The organism is Pseudomonas sp. MM227 (genome assembly GCF_947090715.1).
Classification (GTDB): domain Bacteria; phylum Pseudomonadota; class Gammaproteobacteria; order Pseudomonadales; family Pseudomonadaceae; genus Aquipseudomonas; species Aquipseudomonas baltica.
The window spans coordinates 1,812,338-1,831,432 of sequence record NZ_OX352319.1 but is presented as its reverse complement, the minus strand read 5'-3'; the positions used below and the strand labels follow the sequence as shown (position 1 = coordinate 1,831,432).

General features: G+C 60.4%; 18 protein-coding genes. 11 read left to right on the top strand and 7 right to left on the bottom strand.

Going from position 1 to position 19,095, the window contains the following annotated elements; genetic code table 11:
* The first annotated feature begins 74 nt into the window (after positions 1 to 74).
* Complete coding sequence (locus ONG87_RS08385; protein WP_264382630.1) at positions 75 to 494, top strand: organic hydroperoxide resistance protein; 420 nt, start codon at positions 75 to 77, stop codon at positions 492 to 494.
* A gap of 47 nt (positions 495 to 541) precedes the next feature.
* On the opposite strand, the gene ONG87_RS08380 is transcribed toward ONG87_RS08385, so the two are convergent.
* Positions 542 to 2,236 carry a GMC family oxidoreductase gene (locus ONG87_RS08380; protein ID WP_264382629.1) on the bottom strand — a complete coding sequence of 565 codons (1,695 nt, stop codon included), beginning with the start codon at positions 2,234 to 2,236 and terminating at the stop codon, positions 542 to 544.
* A 242-nt stretch (positions 2,237 to 2,478) separates the two neighbouring features.
* Complete coding sequence (locus ONG87_RS08375; RefSeq protein ID WP_264382628.1) at positions 2,479 to 3,429, bottom strand: AraC family transcriptional regulator; 951 nt, start codon at positions 3,427 to 3,429, stop codon at positions 2,479 to 2,481.
* A 596-nt stretch (positions 3,430 to 4,025) separates the two neighbouring features.
* Between ONG87_RS08375 and ONG87_RS08370 the strand changes: the two genes are divergently transcribed.
* The 8 genes from ONG87_RS08370 to ONG87_RS08335 all read left to right on the top strand — a co-directional run bounded on the left by ONG87_RS08370 (position 4,026) and on the right by ONG87_RS08335 (position 13,508).
* Complete coding sequence (locus tag ONG87_RS08370; protein WP_264382627.1) at positions 4,026 to 6,047, top strand: hypothetical protein; 2,022 nt, start codon at positions 4,026 to 4,028, stop codon at positions 6,045 to 6,047.
* The gene (locus tag ONG87_RS08365; RefSeq protein ID WP_264382626.1) at positions 6,044 to 7,612 is read left to right on the top strand and encodes an MBL fold metallo-hydrolase; all 1,569 of its coding nucleotides are present in this window, start codon (positions 6,044 to 6,046) and stop codon (positions 7,610 to 7,612) included. Before ONG87_RS08370 ends, ONG87_RS08365 begins: the two co-directional genes overlap by 4 nt.
* A gap of 17 nt (positions 7,613 to 7,629) precedes the next feature.
* Positions 7,630 to 8,406, top strand: coding sequence for a hypothetical protein (locus tag ONG87_RS08360; RefSeq protein ID WP_185793621.1), 777 nt, complete (start codon positions 7,630 to 7,632; stop codon positions 8,404 to 8,406).
* 13 nt (positions 8,407 to 8,419) lie between these two features.
* On the top strand, positions 8,420 to 10,255 hold the full coding sequence (locus tag ONG87_RS08355) for a patatin-like phospholipase family protein (RefSeq protein ID WP_264382625.1): 1,836 nt from the start codon (positions 8,420 to 8,422) through the stop codon (positions 10,253 to 10,255).
* Between the two features lie 112 nt (positions 10,256 to 10,367).
* Positions 10,368 to 11,144: a hypothetical protein gene (locus ONG87_RS08350; RefSeq protein ID WP_264382624.1), complete on the top strand. Its 777-nt coding sequence runs from the start codon at positions 10,368 to 10,370 to the stop codon at positions 11,142 to 11,144.
* Positions 11,145 to 11,283: 139 nt separating this feature from the next.
* Positions 11,284 to 11,562, top strand: coding sequence for a DUF4177 domain-containing protein (locus ONG87_RS08345; protein ID WP_264382623.1), 279 nt, complete (start codon positions 11,284 to 11,286; stop codon positions 11,560 to 11,562).
* A 132-nt stretch (positions 11,563 to 11,694) separates the two neighbouring features.
* Positions 11,695 to 12,567, top strand: a complete 873-nt coding sequence (locus ONG87_RS08340; protein ID WP_264382622.1) for a LysR substrate-binding domain-containing protein — start codon at positions 11,695 to 11,697, stop codon at positions 12,565 to 12,567.
* A 113-nt stretch (positions 12,568 to 12,680) separates the two neighbouring features.
* Complete coding sequence (locus ONG87_RS08335) at positions 12,681 to 13,508, top strand: EamA family transporter (RefSeq protein ID WP_122479680.1); 828 nt, start codon at positions 12,681 to 12,683, stop codon at positions 13,506 to 13,508.
* Positions 13,509 to 13,518: 10 nt separating this feature from the next.
* Here the strand turns inward: ONG87_RS08335 and ONG87_RS08330 are convergent, their stop codons facing one another.
* Positions 13,519 to 14,436, bottom strand: a complete 918-nt coding sequence (locus ONG87_RS08330; RefSeq protein WP_264382621.1) for a LysR family transcriptional regulator — start codon at positions 14,434 to 14,436, stop codon at positions 13,519 to 13,521.
* A gap of 142 nt (positions 14,437 to 14,578) precedes the next feature.
* Here ONG87_RS08330 and ONG87_RS08325 point away from each other — a divergent pair, with 142 nt between their 5' ends.
* Entirely contained in the window at positions 14,579 to 14,977 is a 399-nt protein-coding gene (locus ONG87_RS08325) for a RidA family protein (protein ID WP_264382620.1), read from the top strand.
* Here ONG87_RS08325 and ONG87_RS08320 read toward each other — a convergent pair.
* Entirely contained in the window at positions 14,974 to 15,318 is a 345-nt protein-coding gene (locus ONG87_RS08320) for a hypothetical protein (protein ID WP_192047568.1), read from the bottom strand. The two genes, ONG87_RS08325 and ONG87_RS08320, sit on opposite strands and share 4 nt — an antisense overlap.
* A gap of 199 nt (positions 15,319 to 15,517) precedes the next feature.
* Between ONG87_RS08320 and ONG87_RS08315 the strand changes: the two genes are divergently transcribed.
* A complete protein-coding gene (locus ONG87_RS08315; RefSeq protein WP_264382619.1) occupies positions 15,518 to 16,399 on the top strand; it encodes a serine hydrolase in 882 nt (293 codons plus the stop codon).
* 37 nt (positions 16,400 to 16,436) lie between these two features.
* On the opposite strand, the gene ONG87_RS08310 is transcribed toward ONG87_RS08315, so the two are convergent.
* The 3 genes from ONG87_RS08310 to ONG87_RS08300 form a co-directional block, all read right to left on the bottom strand.
* A complete protein-coding gene (locus ONG87_RS08310; RefSeq protein WP_205930061.1) occupies positions 16,437 to 16,730 on the bottom strand; it encodes a hypothetical protein in 294 nt (97 codons plus the stop codon).
* Positions 16,731 to 16,906: 176 nt separating this feature from the next.
* Positions 16,907 to 17,842 (bottom strand): hydroxymethylglutaryl-CoA lyase, encoded by a 936-nt coding sequence (locus ONG87_RS08305; RefSeq protein WP_122478664.1) that lies wholly within the window; start codon positions 17,840 to 17,842, stop codon positions 16,907 to 16,909.
* The gene (locus ONG87_RS08300; protein ID WP_185793652.1) at positions 17,839 to 19,029 is read right to left on the bottom strand and encodes a CaiB/BaiF CoA-transferase family protein; all 1,191 of its coding nucleotides are present in this window, start codon (positions 19,027 to 19,029) and stop codon (positions 17,839 to 17,841) included. Before ONG87_RS08300 ends, ONG87_RS08305 begins: the two co-directional genes overlap by 4 nt.
* Between the last annotated feature and the right edge of the window lie 66 nt (positions 19,030 to 19,095).

The following is a 19,095-nucleotide window of genomic DNA, read 5'->3' as shown; positions in this document are numbered from 1 at the left end:
AGATTAAACCCAGCCAGTCAGCGTGCGAATACATGGCTGACGGCACCTCCTCCAGCCATCAACGGAAAAAAGCCATGAACGTTCTCTACACCGCTACTGCAACTGCCACCGGCGGCCGTGATGGCCGTGCCGTTTCCAGCGACAAGATTCTCGACGTGGCGCTGGCCACGCCGAAAGAACTGGGCGGCGCCGGCGGTGAAGCCACCAACCCCGAGCAACTGTTCGCTGCCGGCTACTCGGCCTGCTTCATCGGTGCTCTGAAATTCGTCGCCGGCCAGAACAAACGCAGCATCCCAGCCGACACCTCGATCACTGCCCAGGTGGGCATCGGCCAGATTCCCGGCGGTTTCGGCCTGGACATCGACCTGAACATCAACCTGCCGGGTCTCGAACAGGCCGATGCCCAGGCGCTGGTCGAAGCCGCCCACCAGGTGTGCCCGTACTCCAACGCCACGCGCGGCAATGTCGAGGTTCGCCTGCACGTCACCGTCTGAATCACTCACCGGACTGAAGTGCTGCCTCGGCGGGATACAGACGGTCGTCAATCGACGGCTCTCTCCCTCTGAACGGCAAACGCTCGACCTGTGGGTCGAACGTTTGCCGTTTCACCCTCAGCTTCCACGGTCTGGGTCAGCAAACTGCCCAAGCGTTCTCCGATGATCACGCAAGGCGCCATGGTGTTTCCCGTGGTCACCCGCGGCATGATCGAGGCGTCTGCCACCCTCAGGCCGCTGATGCCGTAGACCCGCAACTGTGAATCCACTACGGACATGGCATCCCTGCCCATCTTGGCCGTACACGACTGGTGCCAGACGGTCGAGGCCGTATTGCGCACGAATGACTCCAGCGCCTTGCGGCTCATGGCCCCCGGCATGACTTCGCGCCGTACAAACGGTGCCATTGCCGAACTGTTGCCGAGCTCGCGACAAAACTCGACTGCCCGCACAAGGGCCTGCAAGTCTTCAGGATCCGACAGCGCGCCACTGTCGATGAGCGGGGCATCCATTGGATTGGGACTCGCCAGGGTGATCGAGCCCCGGCTTTTGGGCCGCACCAGGCCCGGTAGCAGCGACCACGCAGCAGCAGGTGGCTGGAACATGGCCTGAGCCTCGGGCGTGGCTATGGGGATTTGCGCGAGAAAGGTCTGGATGTCGGGGACATCCAGGGATGGATCGCTTTTCCAGAAGAACGTCGACTCGCCGGCGTTGTTGCGCGGTGGCTGGGGTCGCTCATACTCCCAGATGCACCCGGAAACCATGATGTGGTCCTGATAGTTCTGACCGACACCTGGAAGGTCCTGAACCACATCGATACCCTGCGCGTTCAACTGCCGCGTGTCGCCGATTCCGGAGAGCATCAGGACCTTGGGCGTATTGATGGCGCCCAGAGACAGCACGACCTCGTGTCGAGCCCCCAACCTGATGACTTTGCCCTCGTGAAGCACCTCCACCCCCACCGCCCGCTTGCCGTCCAGCAACACCCGCAGCACATGAGTATGCGTCAGCACGGTCAGGTTGGGCTGGGCCATCAAGGGGTACACATAGCTGCGAAAGATCGAACGACGGCGGCCGTCTTCAAGGCACAGGTTGGCCAACGCGGCGCCTCCAGGTCCTTCCATCATTGCGCCGTTCTGATCGTCGTAGACCGGCAGGCCAAGCGATGCGGCGGCGCGCAGCATGGCCGGTGCAACCGGATTGGGGTCTGGCGCAGGCTGGACGAAAACCGGCCCTCCCGTGCCGCGCCGCAGCGGATCCGGTGCGCCTTGCCAGTCTTCGATACGTCGAAAGGTTGCCAAGGCTGAAGCGTAGTTCCAGGCTGGATCGTCAGCCTCCCTGGCAAAATAGTCCCAGTCGCTGCTGTGACCGCGCGACCAGACCATGACGTTGATCGACGCGCCCCCGCCGAGCACCTTGCCCATGGACAGTGGAATGGCACGGTCGTGGAGATGGGGGTTAGGTTGTGCCTGAAACTGCCAGTCGCGCTCACCGCCCAGGTTGACGAACCACTGGCTGGCATCGATGACACTGGGCACCTCGTCCGTGCCGCCGGCCTCGATCAGCAACACTCTGACGTCGAGGTTCTCGGCCAGGCGGCGGGCAACCACAGATCCGGACGTACCCGAGCCACAGACGATGTAGTCATAAGCGTCGGCCAGCCGGGCCTTTAGTTGACGTTGATTGTGTTCGACACGACGCGAGAAATCTGCGTTGTGCATAGCGCTTGTATAGCTGTTCATGTAGGTGCCTTTGAACACCACCTCAGGCGGGTGACAACGAACGACATTGCCAGCCATTGCAAGGAGGTGCAGGTGTACGACCAAGGGCGCTGGCACAGCCGCCGGGGAAACAATCCGTCTACGAAGACACGACCGATTCTAGGGCGCGAAGAACCCCGACCCGTTACCCGAGAGGCGCTTGCTGCTTGTCCGGAAGGCGCTTTTCAATGCGTTTGAAGAGTGCAGGCCGAAGGTAAAAGCGTTCAGCGAGTATTGGCTCGGACCTGCGAGGGGCAAATGCCGAATTCGGCGCGATAGGCCCGGCTGAAATGGGCGGCGGTCGCGAATCCGCATTGCCAGGCGACTTCCTGAGCGCTGGGGGTGAGCGTCTGACTGGCGCTCAGCAGGCGCTGCGCTTGTTGCAGCCGAACGTGCCAGACATGGCCCATGACGGTAGTGCCCTGGCTTCTGAACACGTGTTGCAGGTGCTTGACCGATACGTGCGCGGCGGCGGCGATCGCCGAAGTGTCCAGCCCGGTGTGCGCCAGGCTTGTGTGGATGTAGCGGCGGGCCCGCAGCAGTACGACTTCCGCACTGCGCGAAGTAGCCTTGTCCCCCGGAGCACCCAATAACGCGTCGATCAACTCCAGCAGTTGTCGACCCATCAGATCGCGAATCACAGGACTGGGCGCTACTTGTTGCTGTGCGATGCAGTGAATGAGGGCGCGGGCGGCGCGCGTGTCGGCCGAGCTCGAATCGGTAATCACCGGCCTGGGCAGGGAATGCCTGAGCCCGCGTTCGCGCAGATTGCTCTTGGGAATACGCAGCACCGTCATCTGGGCGCGTTCAGTGAAAGACTCTTGAAAAGACCGTTCGGGATCGATGAAAAACATGCTCCCGGCATCGAATCGGTGCTGCTGCCCGGCTTCCTCGATGTCGACATGCCCTTGCGTCATCAGCTTCAAGTACAGCCAATCGCCCTGCCACGAGGATTGCTCCTCACCCACCGGCGCCAGCACGACGCACGCCAGGTCGGCCTGGGTCAGGCCTATGTGACCCAATGTCCAACTTTTCGATGTGGAAGCCTGCACGCGTGAGTCGTCGAACCGGCAGTACAGGCCGTGGTGCTCGAGCATGACGTCAGACCAATTGGCTGCGGCATCGGGGCCAAGATCGAAGTCCATGTCGTGAGCGGCGAAGCGTCTTGGCGGCATGGGAGCGATCTCGTTGGACGGTTCGGGTTGGGGATGATGGCCAACCTCGCTTTCACACAAGCTGGGGCTAGCTGGCAGGTTACGCCCTTATTGAGGTGTTTGGCACCGCGCTTGATGAAGACCTTCTGTCGTCGAGTGGCAGATGGCGCTGGACGATGGCGCACATCTCAACTATGACTAGTACTCAGATTCAGACTTCGCATGAAACGCTCAAGCAGTCTGCGACTCCACGCGAAACTTGTCCCATCGAGGTGGGAACTTGTTGGGTGCGAGCTTTAGCCGCTCAGTCGGCATCATTACGCAGCATTCCTTCCAAATAATCTTTCCTGCATCGCTGTGCCTCCCTTGAACGAAGGTCGGCGGCGGGATCCTTGTCTATTGGCCGTCGTGCCGTACCCAGTGGCTAAGCACTGGGGAGCGGGATCCACTAGGCATGCTCGCGAATCACTCTTATCACACGCGATACAAGAAACGTCGACGCCTGCAGTTTGGGTTCGAACACGCTCGGGTCGTTACAGTGCTCAAGGATAAAAACAATGACGGGTATGCGGCGGCTCACTCATATCATTCCCCAACCCTCCGTGCGTCGACTGCGAGTGTACGCTTTCGATCCACAATCTTCAGTCGAACTCGACACTGCCATTATCAACGATACCGTCATCGAACTTCCTTGGGAGACGCGTTGGGAAGACAAGTTGGAACCTGGCCCGACCAACGACTATCTCGAAGTGATCGATTACGATCCAAGTTCGGATCTATTTTATGCGCCGGTCGATCTGAACGCCCCGTCTCTTTTGGCTCAGGATGGATTTTCGCCCTCCGAGGGGAACCCCCAATTCCATCAGCAGATGGTGTTCGCAGTGGCCATGCGTACTGTGCGTAACTTCGAGCGAGCTCTGGGGCGGGTGGTACTTTGGGCCGGAGACCGAGACGCCCCCAAGTTCTCGCTTGATCGAAACTTCACAAGGCGACTACGGATTTATCCCCATGCCCTGCGGGAACGGAATGCTTACTATAGCCCCACCAAACGCGCGCTATTGTTCGGCTATTTCAAGCATGTCGAAGGCAAAACCGCTTTCAGTAGCTGGGTCTTCACCTGCCTCTCGCAGGACATCGTTGCCCATGAAACGACTCATGCGATTCTTCACGGGATGCAGCAACGCTCCATCGAAGCGTCCAACTTCGATTCACTCGCGTTTCATGAGGCGTTCGCCGATATCGTTGCATTGCTGCAGCACTTCAGCCTGACCAATGTGGTCCGTCATCAGCTGATGCAGAGCAGGGGCTCGTTGCGCGAGCCTGGTTTGTTGAACGGCCTCGCTTTGCAGTTCGGACATGCCACCGGCCGTCGGGGCGCATTGCGCTATGCGCTGCAGTATCTGGAACCGCCCGTTCCAGCGACGGCCAACGCAACGACCGACGGCGAACGCGGCAGCGAAGAATCTTTGCCCAAGACGCTATCCAACACGTCCGAGGCTCATGCGCGTGGAGGCTTTCTGGTTGCGGCGATCTTCGATGCCTTCGTCACAATCTACGAGCGTCGAACAGCCGACCTCTTCCGTCTGGCGCGAGCCAGCGCGGTCTCCAATCAAGACTATTTCTCTGGGGAACTGGTTGACCGCCTGGCCCGCGAAGCCGGAAAAGCTGCGGATCAAGTGCTTCGCATGTGTGTCCGAGGACTGGACTACACCCCGCCAGTCGATCTGCACTTTGGTGAGTACCTGCGAGCCATCATCACGGCCGACACGGATCTGGTCGGCAACGATCCGATGCGCTATCGCATTGCTTTTGTAGAAGCCTTCAGAAAGCGCGGGATTACAGTGCCCGGGTGCATCTCTATGGCGCCTGACAGCCTGTTGTGGGATGCCCCCGATCTTGCTGAAACACCTGAGTTCGGTAAGACGGCTGCGGATGCCGAAGACGGGCTCAGCAATGTCTTTTCCCATCTGCTGGCTTCCCTCGAGCTTTCCGTCTCGCTTCAGCCTTGGGGCTCCAACCATGTACACGGAACCTCCGGAGGCGGCCGGCGTAACCTGCGGGAAACCGCGGTCGGTGTCATCCAACGCAACCAGGCACGCATCTACGAATGGTTCAAAAAAGACAGCCCGTATGACGAGGGTTGGGAAAAGCTGGTGGGCATGCGTCTGCTTGCCTTCGATGATCCACTTCGCAAGGTTCCGGTAGTCGATATCCCTACGCTGTGGACCGGCAAACCCAATGCGGCGGGCGAGCTTCCAAAGGTGCCCAGGCTGGAGGTGCACTCCGCGCGTATTGCCCGGCGAGCAGGCCCGGATGGGCAGGAAACGCATCAACTCATCATCCAGATGACCCAAAAGCGGCGCGGCTACGACGATCCTGCAGATCAAGACAAAGCAGATCACGGCGATTCGAGTGTGTTGTCCCGTGAACCTGACTTCTGGTTCCGCGGAGGCGCGACCCTTCATATCGACCTGCGCGACGGCAAGCTGATTCGCATCATCAGAAAAGATGTCTGCGACAACCGCCGCCTGGCCGCTCAACGTGATTTTCGCATCGGCAAAACATCAGGGCAGGCAATGGGCTTCCGGGTGAGTGAAACTCCCGAACCCTTTGCCTTGCTGCACAGGAGCCTGGAATGAATGTCGTGAAAAACACCGGTTTGGAGACAGCCAAACTTCAGATCATCGTCCGTATGTACCGAGCTCTGGGCGTACCAGGTAGCCCTTACAGCGGGTACCTGGGTGACTGCTTTCTCATCCGCGTGCTCGATGCCGATCATCCGCCCGCACACATTCTGATCGACTTCGGCATCCTCACCGGCAGTGCGCAGGCTGACATCCGTATGCGCCAGATCGCTCGCGATATCGTCGAAACTACCGGTGGCGTGATCGACGAACACGGCAAGGTAACTAAGAAAGGAATGCTGGATTTGCTGGTGATTACCCATGAACACTGGGATCACATCTCGGGTTTTTCGCAGGCAAGGGACATTATCTCTGACGGTCTTGTCATCCATAAGCTCTGGATGGCCTGGACCGAGGACGACGACGATGCGACCGCCAGGCAACTGCGCCTTGATCGCGACAGACGCAGCGTGTCGCTTGCAGCGCTGTCCGAACTCATGCAAAACGCACCTGACACCCCTGCGCTTTCCCCGTTCGCCGCCGACAGGCAGGTTGCGCTGGCAGGCCTTGACGCGTTCCTGGGTCCACTTGCATCCGTCTCTGCGCCAGCTACCCAGGCGCCTTTCGCGGTTGCTTCAGGCAAGCGCAAACGGCTCAAAAGCCAAGACATCATGCAGGAACTCAAGGCCTGTGCGCTGCAGACTGCATTCCTTTCACCCGGTCAGGTAATCGAAGCGCCAGGACTATTGAAGGCTTTTGTGCTCGGCCCACCGCGCAGGCTGGATCGGCTCAAACAAGACAAACCTTCATCGGGTCTGGGCAAGGAAACCTATCTGGACAACACGGCACTGGAAGATCTGCTGTTTCGACTGGTCGAGGGTGAAGCCCTCGACACCGACGATGACCTGCCATTCAGCAGCCAATTCCAACGCATCAAGCCAGATAACGTGCGCGGCGCGTCCAAGACCGCAGCGGGCGGCGAGGTCAGTGCAGATGAGGAAGTGCTGCGCTGGCTGGACGAGCGCTATTACACCGACACAGCCAGTGATGGTCGCGATCAATCTCGACGCAGCATCGACGCCGATTGGCTTGGCGCGGCCGGTCCACTGGCCATGAAGCTGGATTCAGATACCAACAACACGAGCCTGGTGCTGGCGTTCGAACTTCCCGACCAGACCTTCATGCTGTTTCCGGGCGATGCACAGGTTGGTAACTGGTTGTCATGGCACGATCAAACCTACATAGACGGCGAACGGAAGTTGACAGCCACGAAGATTCTCGGTCAGGTGCGTTTCCTTAAAGTTGCGCACCACGGCAGTCACAATGCCTCGCTGAAGGAACGAGGCGTGGACCTCATGACGCATCCAGATTTGATTGCGTTCATATCAACAGATGAGGCCTTTGCCAGCCAACAGGGAATCAACGGTTGGCGCATGCCGGCCCGCAAAACACTTGACGCCCTCGTAGCCGCGACCAAGGGCCGGACGTTTCGCAACGACGACGTTCTGAGCGCCCGTTCCGCACAGCTCAACACCGCCTTGAACGCCACCAACCTCTATATCGAATACACCGTCCTCTGATCCGACAGGTGAGCCCAATGGTTTTCGATCTTCAGCAGGCCAAGCAATTCATCACTACGACCGGCTTGCCCGCCAAGCCCGAGATGTTCAGTGTCACCGCCGGGATGGGTGTACCGGCGCTCGAAACAGCCAAGGCGCAGTCACTGGTTGTGGGTTCCAACATCATGTCGTTCAAAACAGGCGTAGATGCCGGTGCACGCCAGGCGCTCACGGATTCGTCTCTCTTCGCCCAACTCGCTGCTGCCAAATCAATCGGTAACGATCCCAATCCACTCGCGTTTTTCGATGCCTATTTTGGCACGCTGGTGAAAATAGGTTGGCTGATACGGCAAAAGGAAACGGCTGAGCTCTCTTACACGGCAGACGCCCTGGATGTTCACGAAGCGATGATCGGGGTGATCACCTCCTTCCTGAGCCCGATTACCGGCGCAGCCGTGGCGGTCCTCGCAGTGCTCAAGGGGTTGCAGAAGATGTCGGCAGATACCCCGTTCATCACCCTTTTCAACAGTCAGCGCCACCATGAAAGTGTGAGTCGCTTCCAGTTCACCTATGTCTATGCGGACGAAGAACAAGGCCTCATGGCCCGGGCCATGGCCTTTGTACTCGAGACCGACACCCAGCTGACTCAAATTCTGTTCTTCAAACTACAAAGCGGAGAGATGTCGCTACGGCGCAGCGAGGGCGTCCTCTCCATCGACGGCAACGCCTTGAAGGCATTGCAGCCTCCACTCGCTGCAAAGATGAATGCCTATCGCGAAAAATACATCGCCGGTGTTGAACTGGACGCTGTCTGACGGGAGATGAATCATGGCCATATGTCCATTTGCGGAACAACACCCGATCAGCGGTTCGAGCGGAAGTTACACGGGCGGGGTCTTCAAGATCGTCCATCACACCACGGAAGGTGGTAGCGCGGACGGCGCTTTCGCGGCCTTCAAGAACAATCGTTCCGATCCGCACTTCACGGTGGACGCCAGCAAGGTCTACCAGCATATCGATACCGACACCGCGGCCCGCTCGCTGCGCAATGCTCTCGGCGGGGCTCAGACCAATCGCGACCGAGCTCTGCAGATCGAGTTGGTTGGATTCGCCGGCAAGGCCAAAAACAAAGCCGCGCTGAAAAACCTTGCTCGCCTGTGCCGCTGGCTTGAGCAGATCCACGCTGTGCCATTAGTCTGGCCAGCCGGGCCGCCCAAGCCTTCGCGGGATGGCAAAGACCCGGGCGGCCATTTGCGCAGTACCATGAACTGGGCCGAGGGTGGGCATTTCGGGCATTGTCACGTCCCAGAAAATACCCATTGGGACCCGGCCTATACCAGGTTGGAAGTCAACTACCTGATGGCTGCAACGTTCGACAGCGCTGGCAAATTGACCAATGCCCAACACCCTGCCGTTCTCGAGCTGGAAAACCAGCCAATGGCAGTCGACGGCGATGCGACCTTCGACATCATCACCGATCACGCCGATGTGGGCGAGGCAGCGGCCACCCATGTCGAGCCTCTGAGCGTCGAGATGACTGGGCAACCTGAGTCTGTGTCTCGCCCACTCCTGCCAGGCATGGGCCTGTGCCTGTCCGGCGGCGGCTACCGCGCCATGCTGTTTCACGTCGGCAGTCTATGGCGGCTGTATGAAGCCGGATTGCTCTTCTCGGTCGAGCGTATCTCGAGTGTCTCGGGAGGGTCGATCACGAATGCGGTGCTGGCGCTTGCATGGAAACATCTACCCTTCAATGGCGCAACTGAGCCGTTTGACACGCTCGTCGTCACCCCGATACGTGCGTTGGCGCGGCGAACACTCGATGCCGAGGCCCTCATAGGGGGCATTCTGCTTCCCGGAAGCATCGCGGATCGCGTGGCCGACGCGTACGACGAGCACCTGTTCAAAGGTGCCAAGCTGCGCGATTTGCCGAACGCGCCGCGCTTCATTTTCAATGCCACCAACCTGCAGTCCGGTGCGCTGTGGCGGTTTTCCAAACCCTATATGGGAGACTACCGCGTGGGCCGTATCGAAAACCCCGATTTTTCAGTCGCGCGCGCGGTGGCGGCGTCTTCTGCATTCCCCCCCATCCTTTCGCCCATGTCGATCGAACTGCATCCAGCCTCCTTCAAAATCGACTCGGGCGAGGACCTGCAACGGCCTCCGTTTACTTCGGTCGTTGCATTGGCGGACGGTGGCATATACGACAACCTGGCGCTCGAGACCGTGTGGAAACGGTATCGGACGGTGCTTGTCAGCGATGCCGGCGCCAAGATCAAACCCGAAGAAGAACCCAAACGTGATTGGCCACGCCATGCCTACCGGGTGCTCGACCTGGTCGACAATCAGGTACGCAGCCTGCGCAAACGCACGCTGATAGCGAGTTACCAGGCAAAACCCGATGACGCTGGCAAGCGCTCAGGCGCTTATTGGGGGATCGGTACTGACTACGCCTCCTATACCCATCGCGCGCTCAACCTCAGCTGCCCGCTGCATAGAACTCAGGAGCTGGCCACCACAGCGACGCGCTTGAAACGCATGGACGACGAACTCCAGGAGCGCTTGATCAACTGGGGTTATGCAGTGACCGACGCTGCGCTGCGCACTCACTTCGATCCCGAGTTGAGCAAACCTGCCGCGTTTCCCTATCCGGATAGCGGAGTTTGACAACAGTCGGCACCGGTTGAAAAACCACTGGTTCTACAGCGGTGTTCGTGCAGCCCTACACGACCATAGCCCCGCCGGTTACAAGGGCTATCGACCACGTGAGGAGACCATCATGACAGCCCCGCCTGAACGCGAAGACTCCGACTTGAAAGTTGCCCAGATCGAAAGATTGCGCGCCGAGACAGACAAGTTCAAGGCTGAAAGAAAAAAGCTCGAAGACGAAACCGCAGCCGCTCCAAGGAGGAACAAAGGTGCCTATTGGTCTGAAGCGGCCAAGATGTGCGGGGTGATCGTTTTGGGCGTTGGGGGAGTCATCACGGCGGTTGGCAGTTTGCTTGTGGCGCAAAACCAGGTGGAGCTTTCCGAAATCAAATCCGCCCAGGCCACCAAGCAAGCCGAGATCGCCGAAGCTTCCATAGCGGCAGCAACGAAAGAAGTCGCCACCGCAATCCAACTGCGAGACAAGGCTAGAAAGGAAGAAGCCGATGCCAGCAAGGCCGCCACCGAGCTCAGAGACAGCTTGGCGGTACTGACTACGCAGGTTAAAGCAGCAAACCCGGCCCTGCTGAAACGTCATCTGGTCTATATCCAATTCCAAGGTGACTTGAGCAGGTCAGTGATCAACGACTTGCGGACAGCGTTGGCTGCACAACACTACTCGGCCCCCGGCGCCGAGCGACTTGAAGGCAACTACAGATCTCTGGTGAAGTATTTCAAGCCCGAGGATGAACAAGCTGCTTTATCGTTGGTGGCTTCCACCGAAGCATTCTTTATATCGAAAGGATGCCCCATCAAACTTAGCGCCGAGCTCGCGAAATCAACGCTCACCAGCCCACCGCTGGAACTCTGGCTTTCCGATGCCTGCAAGAAGTTGCCGTTGGTCTATTGAGCACAAGAGGCTTCGTACGAGACGGTCAACACCCTACGACTTCGATAATGCCCTGTCTCTCTTGAGGGTTGACACGGACTAGTCGAACCCCCAATTAAGTGGCCGCTATCCGGAAGCCCGGACCAAAAGGATCAATCAAGTGAAATCATTGGCGTGGCGTAAAACCTGGCTCATTGGCGCTTGGCTGCTGTTGAACACTTCTCTAGCAGCAGGGATAGAGTACTCAACTTATCTATTACCGCTGTCTGAATTAATGGGATACCTAAATAAGTACAGCAAGGACGGCTGGAAGCTCAAAAATATCAATACATGGACTGAAGGCTGCCCCAACAACCAGAAGATGTGTTTTGTCGTCATTATGGAGAAAGAGTGGGTTCATACTTTAACCATGGATGTTCGCCTGTACGTCACGGGCTGAATATTTTACTGACAGCCTCGCTTGCAACTTTTCTGCCCAGCTCACTCTGACGTGCATTGATGCGTTTCCGCCAGACGCCTATCATGAGCATTCACTCATATTGCCCACCTGTGCATCAGTCATGAGCCTGCCATGAAAGACCTGCCACCAACCGCCAGCCTGCGCGCCTTCGAAGTGGCAACGCGGCATGCCACCTTCACCTCGGCCTCCGAAGAACTGCATGTAACCCAAAGCGCCGTCAGCCATCAGCTCAGGCACTTGGAGGATCTGTGGGGGTTGAAGCTGTTCGAACGGGGCAAGTCGCTCACCCTGACACCCGCCGGAGCGGCTCTGGCGCCCATCGTCCGTGGTTTTTTCGCGGACCTGGAGGCGATGCTCGCCGAACTGAGGGAGCATAAGGGAAGAGTGCGGCTCAAGGTCAGCACCACCTACTCCTACGCACTGAAGTGGCTGCTGCCGCGATTGCCGAGTCTGGCCCAGCAGCACCCGGACATATTGGTGACGCTGGACACCACCGATACGGCAATCAAGTTCTCCGGCACCGACCCTGACGTTGCGATCCGCCTAGGCACCGGTAACTACCCCGGCCTTTACTCCGAGTTTCTGTTCCGCGAACATATCTTCCCCGTCGCCAGCCCTGCCTTGCTCGCGCGCTTCGGGCTGCCGCAGCACCCTGGCGAGCTGCTGCGCTACCCGCTGCTGACCCGTGACGGAAACGATCTGGTACCACGGTGGGAAGTGTGGTTCCAGCACGTCGGCCTGAGCATTTCCATGCTCAAGGAAAATGTCCGGTTCGCAGACACCAACATGACCGTTGACGCTGCCCTGCTGGGACAAGGCATTGCTCTGGTTCGCAGCGGCCACGTCGAGTCACAGATCGCCGATGGCAGCCTCGTCAGGCTCTTCGAGGTGCCATTCCCCTCGCCGGTGGCGTACTACTTCGTCTGCCCGAAAGGTATCGAAACCCAACCCCACGTGGTTTCATTCCGGCAATGGTTGAGCTAGCAGTCAACGCAAGCACAACTGGCCTACGATCGTGATACCCCATGAGGTTTTGCTCATGACGCAATGAGCAGACTTCTCTGTTACATCCACTGATGGGCGGCCTAACATGGCGCATGCCTATCTCCATCATCTCCCTCGTACTGTTCGCCGCCCTGCTGCATGCCGGCTGGAACGCGCTGTTGCGCGGCGGCCAAGACCGCCTGTGGTCCATGACCGTCATGTGCCTGGCCGTGGCGGTCACCTGCATCACCCTGGCTTTGTTCATGGTCGCGCCAGCCCAGGCGAGTTGGCCGTATGCGGTGCTGTCGGGCGTGCTGCACGTTGGCTACAACCTGTTCCTGGTGCGCAGCTACCGGGTGGGCGATCTTGGCCAGACCTATCCGGTAGCACGCGGCTCATCGCCGATTCTGATCACCGTCGGCGCAGCACTGTTCGCCGGGGAACAGATCCAGGCCAGTGCCCTGTTGGGCATTTTTCTGGTCTCGGGCGGGATCATCCTGCTGGCGTTCAGCAAGGGCAAACTCGCTGTGCCTAGCCTGCCCTACGCCTTGGGCACAGGCGCCTTCATCGCGGCCTACAGCGTCACCGATGGCATCGGCGCACGCCTGTCCGGCGCGCCCATGGCCTATACCGTCTGGATGTGTGCATTGTGGGGTGTGCTGATGCCAGCGGTGTACATCGCACGTCGTGGCGCGCGCAGCCTGTTCGCCTGGCGCTCTGGAATGGCAACTGCAGCCGCCGGTGGGCTGGTCTCGCTGCTGGCCTACGGTATCGTCATTTATGCCATGACCGACGCTCCGATGGGCATGGTCTCGGCGCTGCGTGAAACCAGCGTGCTGTTTGCAGCCTTGATCGGTTATTTTTTCCTCGGTGAGAGCCTGACCGTGCGCAAGGTGCTGGCGTGTACGGTGATCGCGTTGGGTACGGTGATCATCGGCTGAGCGCGCCAGGTCAGCGCCCCTGTGCAGGCCCCTCGAATGGCAACAACTCCACCACCCAATCGATGAATACCCGCAACTTCAAACTGATGTGCCGGTTGGGTGGATAGGCGATGTACATGGGCATGGTGTCCAGCTGCCACTCCTGAAACAGAGGCACGAGCTCGCCGCGGGCCAGCGGCGCCCTGGCCATGTATTCGGGTAGCCACAGCACACCCATGCCAGCCAGACCGGCTGCCAGGTAGGCGTTGCCGTCGTCGACCGAAAGCACCGGCTGGCCACGTACGGTGACGCCTTGATTGTCGCGGCGCAGCGTGTAGGCCAACGCCCGGCCCGTGCGCGCCCAGAGGAAGCCGATCACGCGGTGCTGCGTGGCGTCGAGCTCGCTGGGATGTTGCGGCGTGCCGAGTCGCTGCAGGTAGCCGGGTGAGGCATAGACCCCCAACTGCAGGTCGCCCAAGCGACGCGCCATCAGCGATTGATCGGTCAGTTCACCGCCACGCACAACGCAGTCGACATTCTCGCCGATGATATCGACCATGCGGTCGCTGACGCCCATGTCGATCTGGATATCCGGATAGCGCCGATGAAAGTCGGGCATGGCCGGCATCAGCACATGGCTGGCGAACGGGCTCGGTACGTCTACCCGCAGCCTGCCGCGCGGCGCGATCGCGGCACTGGAAAGGCCGGTTTCGGCATCGTCCAGATCGGCCAGCAGGCGTATCGCTCGCTCATAGTATACGGCACCGTCGGCGGTGACGTTGACCCTGCGCGTGGTGCGGTTCAGCAGCTTCACCCTCAGGCGCGCTTCGAGCTGCTGCACCAACTGGGTCACGGTGGTCTTGCTCATGTGCAAGGTCTGCGCCGCGCGGGTGAAGCTACCCGTCTCCACCACTCGCGCGAAGGCCTGCATGGCATCGAAACGGTCCATTGGAACCTCGTTTTGACTGGTCATTGTTTGGAAAACCCAAACAGTCCTGGTCAGACTTGCCCGTTTATGCAGCCCTGGCAAGCCTCTACTGTGGCTGCACGATAGATGACGGGTCACCCGGCCCGCCCCAGGAGGCAATCCCATGACCCAGCGTGACGTCGTTTTTCCAGCCGGCCGCCAGGCGCTTTATGAGCGCAACCGCTACTCCCCCGCCGTTCGCAGCAATGGCCTGCTGTTCGTGTCTGGCCAGGTCGGCAGCCGCGAGGACGGCTCGCCCGAGCCCGACCTGCGCGACCAGGTGCGCCTGGCATTCCAGAACCTCAATGCGGTACTGCAGGCGGCCGACTGCACGTTCGATGACGTGGTGGACGTCACGGTCTTCATCGTCGATCCGCAGTCCAGGTTCGAGACCATCTGGGAAGTGGTGCCCGAATACTGGGGACAAGACCCCTTCCCCAACATCACCTGCGTGGGCGTTACCTGGTTGTATGGGTTCGATTTCGAGATCAAGGTGATAGCGAAGCTGCCGCCGCAAAGCTAAGTCGCTCGAAAACTCCACACGATTTCCACAACACGTTCGGAGATGACCAGATAGATCACGACGATCAGGATCTGCAGGACGAGGTGATAGCGCAGCTTGCCCAGCCGCCGGATACCGTCGCTCATGTTCAGGACCATCAGTGCGGCAGACACTGCAATGATCCCCCACCCTGCCAGATTCAACGCAGTGAGACTCAAGAAGACGCGGTGGTCAGTCTGCACCGCGTTCGTGCCTGCTGCGAACAACAGCGCGCACAGCACCATGTTCTTGAAGCTGTCGAAAATTCGGGTGTTCAAGTCGTTGTCGAGCAGATCCAGATAGCGCGTCCAGTATTTTTTCAATGCTGAATCTCCCGTGCATGCATTCATTGTTCCGTTGCAGCCGATCAGCAGACGGAGCTTGCTGGCGATCTGCAGGGCCGCATGACATCGAAAATGGGTAGGCACAGTGCGGTCGGGTCTGGTCTACCATAGGACGGGCGCAGGCAATGCGCCAGTCGCGAAGCCTGCATCCGCCCACTCATTCGCCCAAGAGCCCAGCATGCTGATTTCCGCAGTCCTCAACGGCCAGCCCTTGCTGCTGGCAGAGCACCCCGAGCCGATGCTGCCGTGGTGGAGCTTCACCAAAACGGTGCTTGCCGCCACCGCGCTGACCCTGGTCCGTGACGGGAGGCTGGACCTGGACGAGCCGTTGACGGGCAACGACTACACGTTGCGCCAGCTGCTGCGCCATGAGGCGGGATTGGCAGACTATGCCGAGCTGGCCGAATACCATACCGCCGTCGCCAACCATGAGCCGGCCTGGTCGGCACAAGAGATGCTGCAGCGCTTGCAGGCCGATCGGCTTCGCTACAGCCCTGGCGCGGGCTGGCGTTATTCCAACGTCGGCTACCTGATGGTGGCCAGGCTGATCGAACGCACTACCGACCTGCCGCTGGCCGATGCAGTGCACGCGCGCGTGCTGTTGCCATTGGGCATCGCCAACGTGCGTTTCGCCACCGCTCGAGCCGATCTGCAGCAAGCCTGCACCGGCCTCGCCACCTACGACCCAGGCTGGGTGTATCACGGCTTGCTGATCGGCCCGCTGTCACAGGCCGTGCTGTTGCTTGACCGTCTGTTCAGCGAACACCTGCTGCCTGGCGACTTGCTGCAGGCGATGCAGGAAACGCACACCCTGGGCGGCCCGATTGCCGGCAGACCCTGGAGGGCACCGGGCTATGCATTGGGGCTGATGCGCGGTCCGGTGGACGGCGGTGTGGTGTTGGCAGGGCATACCGGCTGCGGGCCCGGCAGCGTCGTCGCGGTGTACCGAGGCTGCCTGGGTGACGTCTGCGCCAGTTATGCAGCGTTCGCCCAGGACACCAGCGAAGGCGCTGTCGAGGCCTGCGTCGTTAAGCACATCTGCCGCCATCTCAACGGCTGAAGCGTGCTCGGTCGACGCTCGGCGGCCCCTCAGCGCTTCAGACCTCTTCGTCCTGAAAGGCCTCTTCGCGCTTCTTGCGAAACGCTGGCAGCACCATCATCACCAGCAGAATGGCGGACGCGGCGAAGAGCACGGCACTGATGGGGCGCTCGATCAACACGACAGGGTCACCCTGAGAGATCAACAGCGCGCGGCGCAGGTTGGTCTCCAGCAACGGCCCCAGTACGAAGCCGAGCAACAGCGGCCCGGGCTCGCACTTGGCCTTGCGAAACAGATACCCCAGCAGACCGAAGATGATCACCAGGGCCACGTCGAAACCGCGGTTGTTCACGATCGCGTTTCCCTTGTAGGAGCGGTCATCGGCCGCGAAGAGCGCGCCTCGGTATGCCTGATGCAACGCGGTGCGCCTTTCGCGGCCACGGACCGCTCCCACATTCGATCGCGGTCCCTGAGCGGGGTGCTCTTTTGTTGTTGTCTGGGTAACGAACGACGATGCTGCGGTGCTGCTCAGCCAAGTCCCGGCGGCAGCGGATGAAGGTCTGCGTTGCGCCCCGCCTTCGCCACCTGCCCCGGCATTTCATGCCCCAGCAGCGCTGGCAAGGTGCGGGAAAGGTCGAGCAGACGGGGCAGATCGATGCCGGTGGGAATGCCCATCTCCTCACACAGGTTGACCAGGTCTTCGGTGCAGATGTTGCCCGAGGCGCCCGGCGCGAACGGGCATCCGCCCAACCCCCCGAGCGACGCATCGAAGCGCCGCGCACCGGCTTCGTAGGCAGCCAGGACGTTGCTTAATCCCAGCCCGCGGGTATTGTGGAAATGCAGGGTCAGCGCTTCGGCGGGCAACTGTTCCAGCACCCGCCGGACCAATGCGTAGACCTGGCGCGGGTTGGCCATGCCCGTGGTGTCGGCCAGGGTCACGCCCTGCATGCCGAGCCGCTGATAGGCATCGATCAGGTCCATCACCACGCGTTCATCGATGGCGCCTTCGAACGGGCAGCCGAAGGTCGTGGCGATGGTGCCATTGAGGCTGACCGACGTACTGCGGGCCAGCTCGAGCACTTCGGTGAAGCCTGCCAGGGATTGTTCACGGGTCATGCGCATGTTGGCGCGGTTGTGGCTCTGGCTGGCCGACAACACCAGGTTGAGTTCATCCGCCTTGGCGACGAGCGCGCGCTGCGCCCCCTTGAGATTGGGAATCAGCGCCACGTAGGTCACACCCGGCTGGCGGGCGATGCCATGGAACACCTGTTCGCCATCGCGCAGGGCTGGAATGGCCTTGGGCGAAACGAAGGAACCGGCCTCGATGCGGCTGAAGCCTGCCAGCGAAAGCTGGTCGATCAAGGCAATCTTGTCTGCGGTGGCAACCCAGATCGGCTCGATCTGCAGACCATCACGGGGCGCCACTTCCTGAACGATGAGACGTTGCGAGTAGTCGTTGATCACTGCACGATCCCCTCATCCTTCAGGCGCTGGATAGCGCTCTCGCTCAGGCCCAGCTCGGTCAGCACGGCCTGGGTGTGCTGTCCCAGGCTCGGCCCCTGCCAATTGACCACACCCGGCGTGGCGGAGAGCTTGGGCACGATGCCGGGCATTTTCGTTGCCACGCCACCGGGCAGCTGCGCATCGAGAATCATGCCGCGGGCCTGGTAGTGCGGGTCGGCGACGATATCGGCAACCGAGTAGATGCGCCCGGCAGGCACCTCGGCGCTTTCCAGTGCCTGCAACACATCCTCAATAGGGCGCTGGGCGCTCCAGGCACTGATGGCGCCATCGAGCAGGTCGCTCTGCGCAGCTCGGCCGTCGTTGTGAGCGAACGCCGGGTCGTCGCCCAGATCGGCTCGACCGATGGCGTTCATCAGGCGCTTGAAAATGGGATCGCTGTTGCCCGCGATCACCACATAACCGCCATCGGCAGTGGGATAGGTATTGGATGGGGCGATACCGGGCAAAGCGCCGCCGCTGCGCTCGCGCACATGACCGAGCATGGCATACTCGGGCACCAGGCTTTCCATCACGTTGAAGACGCTTTCGGCCAGGGAGACATCGACCACCTGACCGTCACCCTGACCGGTCTTGACCCGCAGCAACGACATCAGCGCGCCCATCACCGCATGCATGGACGCCAGCGAATCACCCAGGCTGACCCCCACCCGTGCCGGCGGTGAGTCCGGGTGGCCGGTGGTGTAGCGAATGCCGCCCATGGCCTCGCCGATCGCGCCGAAACCTGGCCGGTCGCGGTAAGGGCCGGACTGGCCATAGCCGGAGATGCGCACCAGCGTCAGCTTCGGGTTCAGCGCATGCAAGACGTCCCAGCCCAGGCCGAGTTTCTCCAAGGCGCCGGGACGCAGGTTCTCGATCAGTACGTCGGCGCTTTCGGCCAGTTGCTTGACGATCTCGATGCCTTCGGCGGACTTGAGGTTCAGCGCCAGGGATTTCTTGTTGCGCGATTGCAGGTACCACCACAACGAAGTGCCTTCGTGGAGTTTTCGCCACTTGCGAAGGGGGTCGCCCTGCCCCAGGGTTTCGATCTTGATCACCTCGGCACCGAACTCGCCCATCATGCGCGCAGCGAACGGCGCAGCGATGAGGGTTCCGATCTCGATGACACGGATTCCGCTAAGAGCAGTCATGGGGCAGCCTCGATATCTATTGAAAAAAGGATGATCTGCGACGCGGCGCAGGAGACATGGCGCGCC

Excerpts from the sequence above, each read along its gene's own strand:
- ONG87_RS08385 (WP_264382630.1), top strand. The coding sequence starts at position 75 with ATGAACGTTCTCTACACCGCTACTGCAACTGCCACCGGCGGCCGTGAT.
- ONG87_RS08300 (WP_185793652.1), bottom strand. The coding sequence starts at position 19,029 with ATGACTGCTCTTAGCGGAATCCGTGTCATCGAGATCGGAACCCTCATC.
- ONG87_RS08335 (WP_122479680.1), top strand. The coding sequence starts at position 12,681 with ATGCCTATCTCCATCATCTCCCTCGTACTGTTCGCCGCCCTGCTGCAT.
- ONG87_RS08355 (WP_264382625.1), top strand. The coding sequence starts at position 8,420 with ATGGCCATATGTCCATTTGCGGAACAACACCCGATCAGCGGTTCGAGC.
- ONG87_RS08325 (WP_264382620.1), top strand. The coding sequence starts at position 14,579 with ATGACCCAGCGTGACGTCGTTTTTCCAGCCGGCCGCCAGGCGCTTTAT.
- ONG87_RS08340 (WP_264382622.1), top strand. The coding sequence starts at position 11,695 with ATGAAAGACCTGCCACCAACCGCCAGCCTGCGCGCCTTCGAAGTGGCA.
- ONG87_RS08360 (WP_185793621.1), top strand. The coding sequence starts at position 7,630 with ATGGTTTTCGATCTTCAGCAGGCCAAGCAATTCATCACTACGACCGGC.
- ONG87_RS08380 (WP_264382629.1), bottom strand. The coding sequence starts at position 2,236 with ATGAACAGCTATACAAGCGCTATGCACAACGCAGATTTCTCGCGTCGT.
- ONG87_RS08365 (WP_264382626.1), top strand. The coding sequence starts at position 6,044 with ATGAATGTCGTGAAAAACACCGGTTTGGAGACAGCCAAACTTCAGATC.
- ONG87_RS08350 (WP_264382624.1), top strand. The coding sequence starts at position 10,368 with ATGACAGCCCCGCCTGAACGCGAAGACTCCGACTTGAAAGTTGCCCAG.
- ONG87_RS08375 (WP_264382628.1), bottom strand. The coding sequence starts at position 3,429 with ATGCCGCCAAGACGCTTCGCCGCTCACGACATGGACTTCGATCTTGGC.
- ONG87_RS08315 (WP_264382619.1), top strand. The coding sequence starts at position 15,518 with ATGCTGATTTCCGCAGTCCTCAACGGCCAGCCCTTGCTGCTGGCAGAG.
- ONG87_RS08330 (WP_264382621.1), bottom strand. The coding sequence starts at position 14,436 with ATGGACCGTTTCGATGCCATGCAGGCCTTCGCGCGAGTGGTGGAGACG.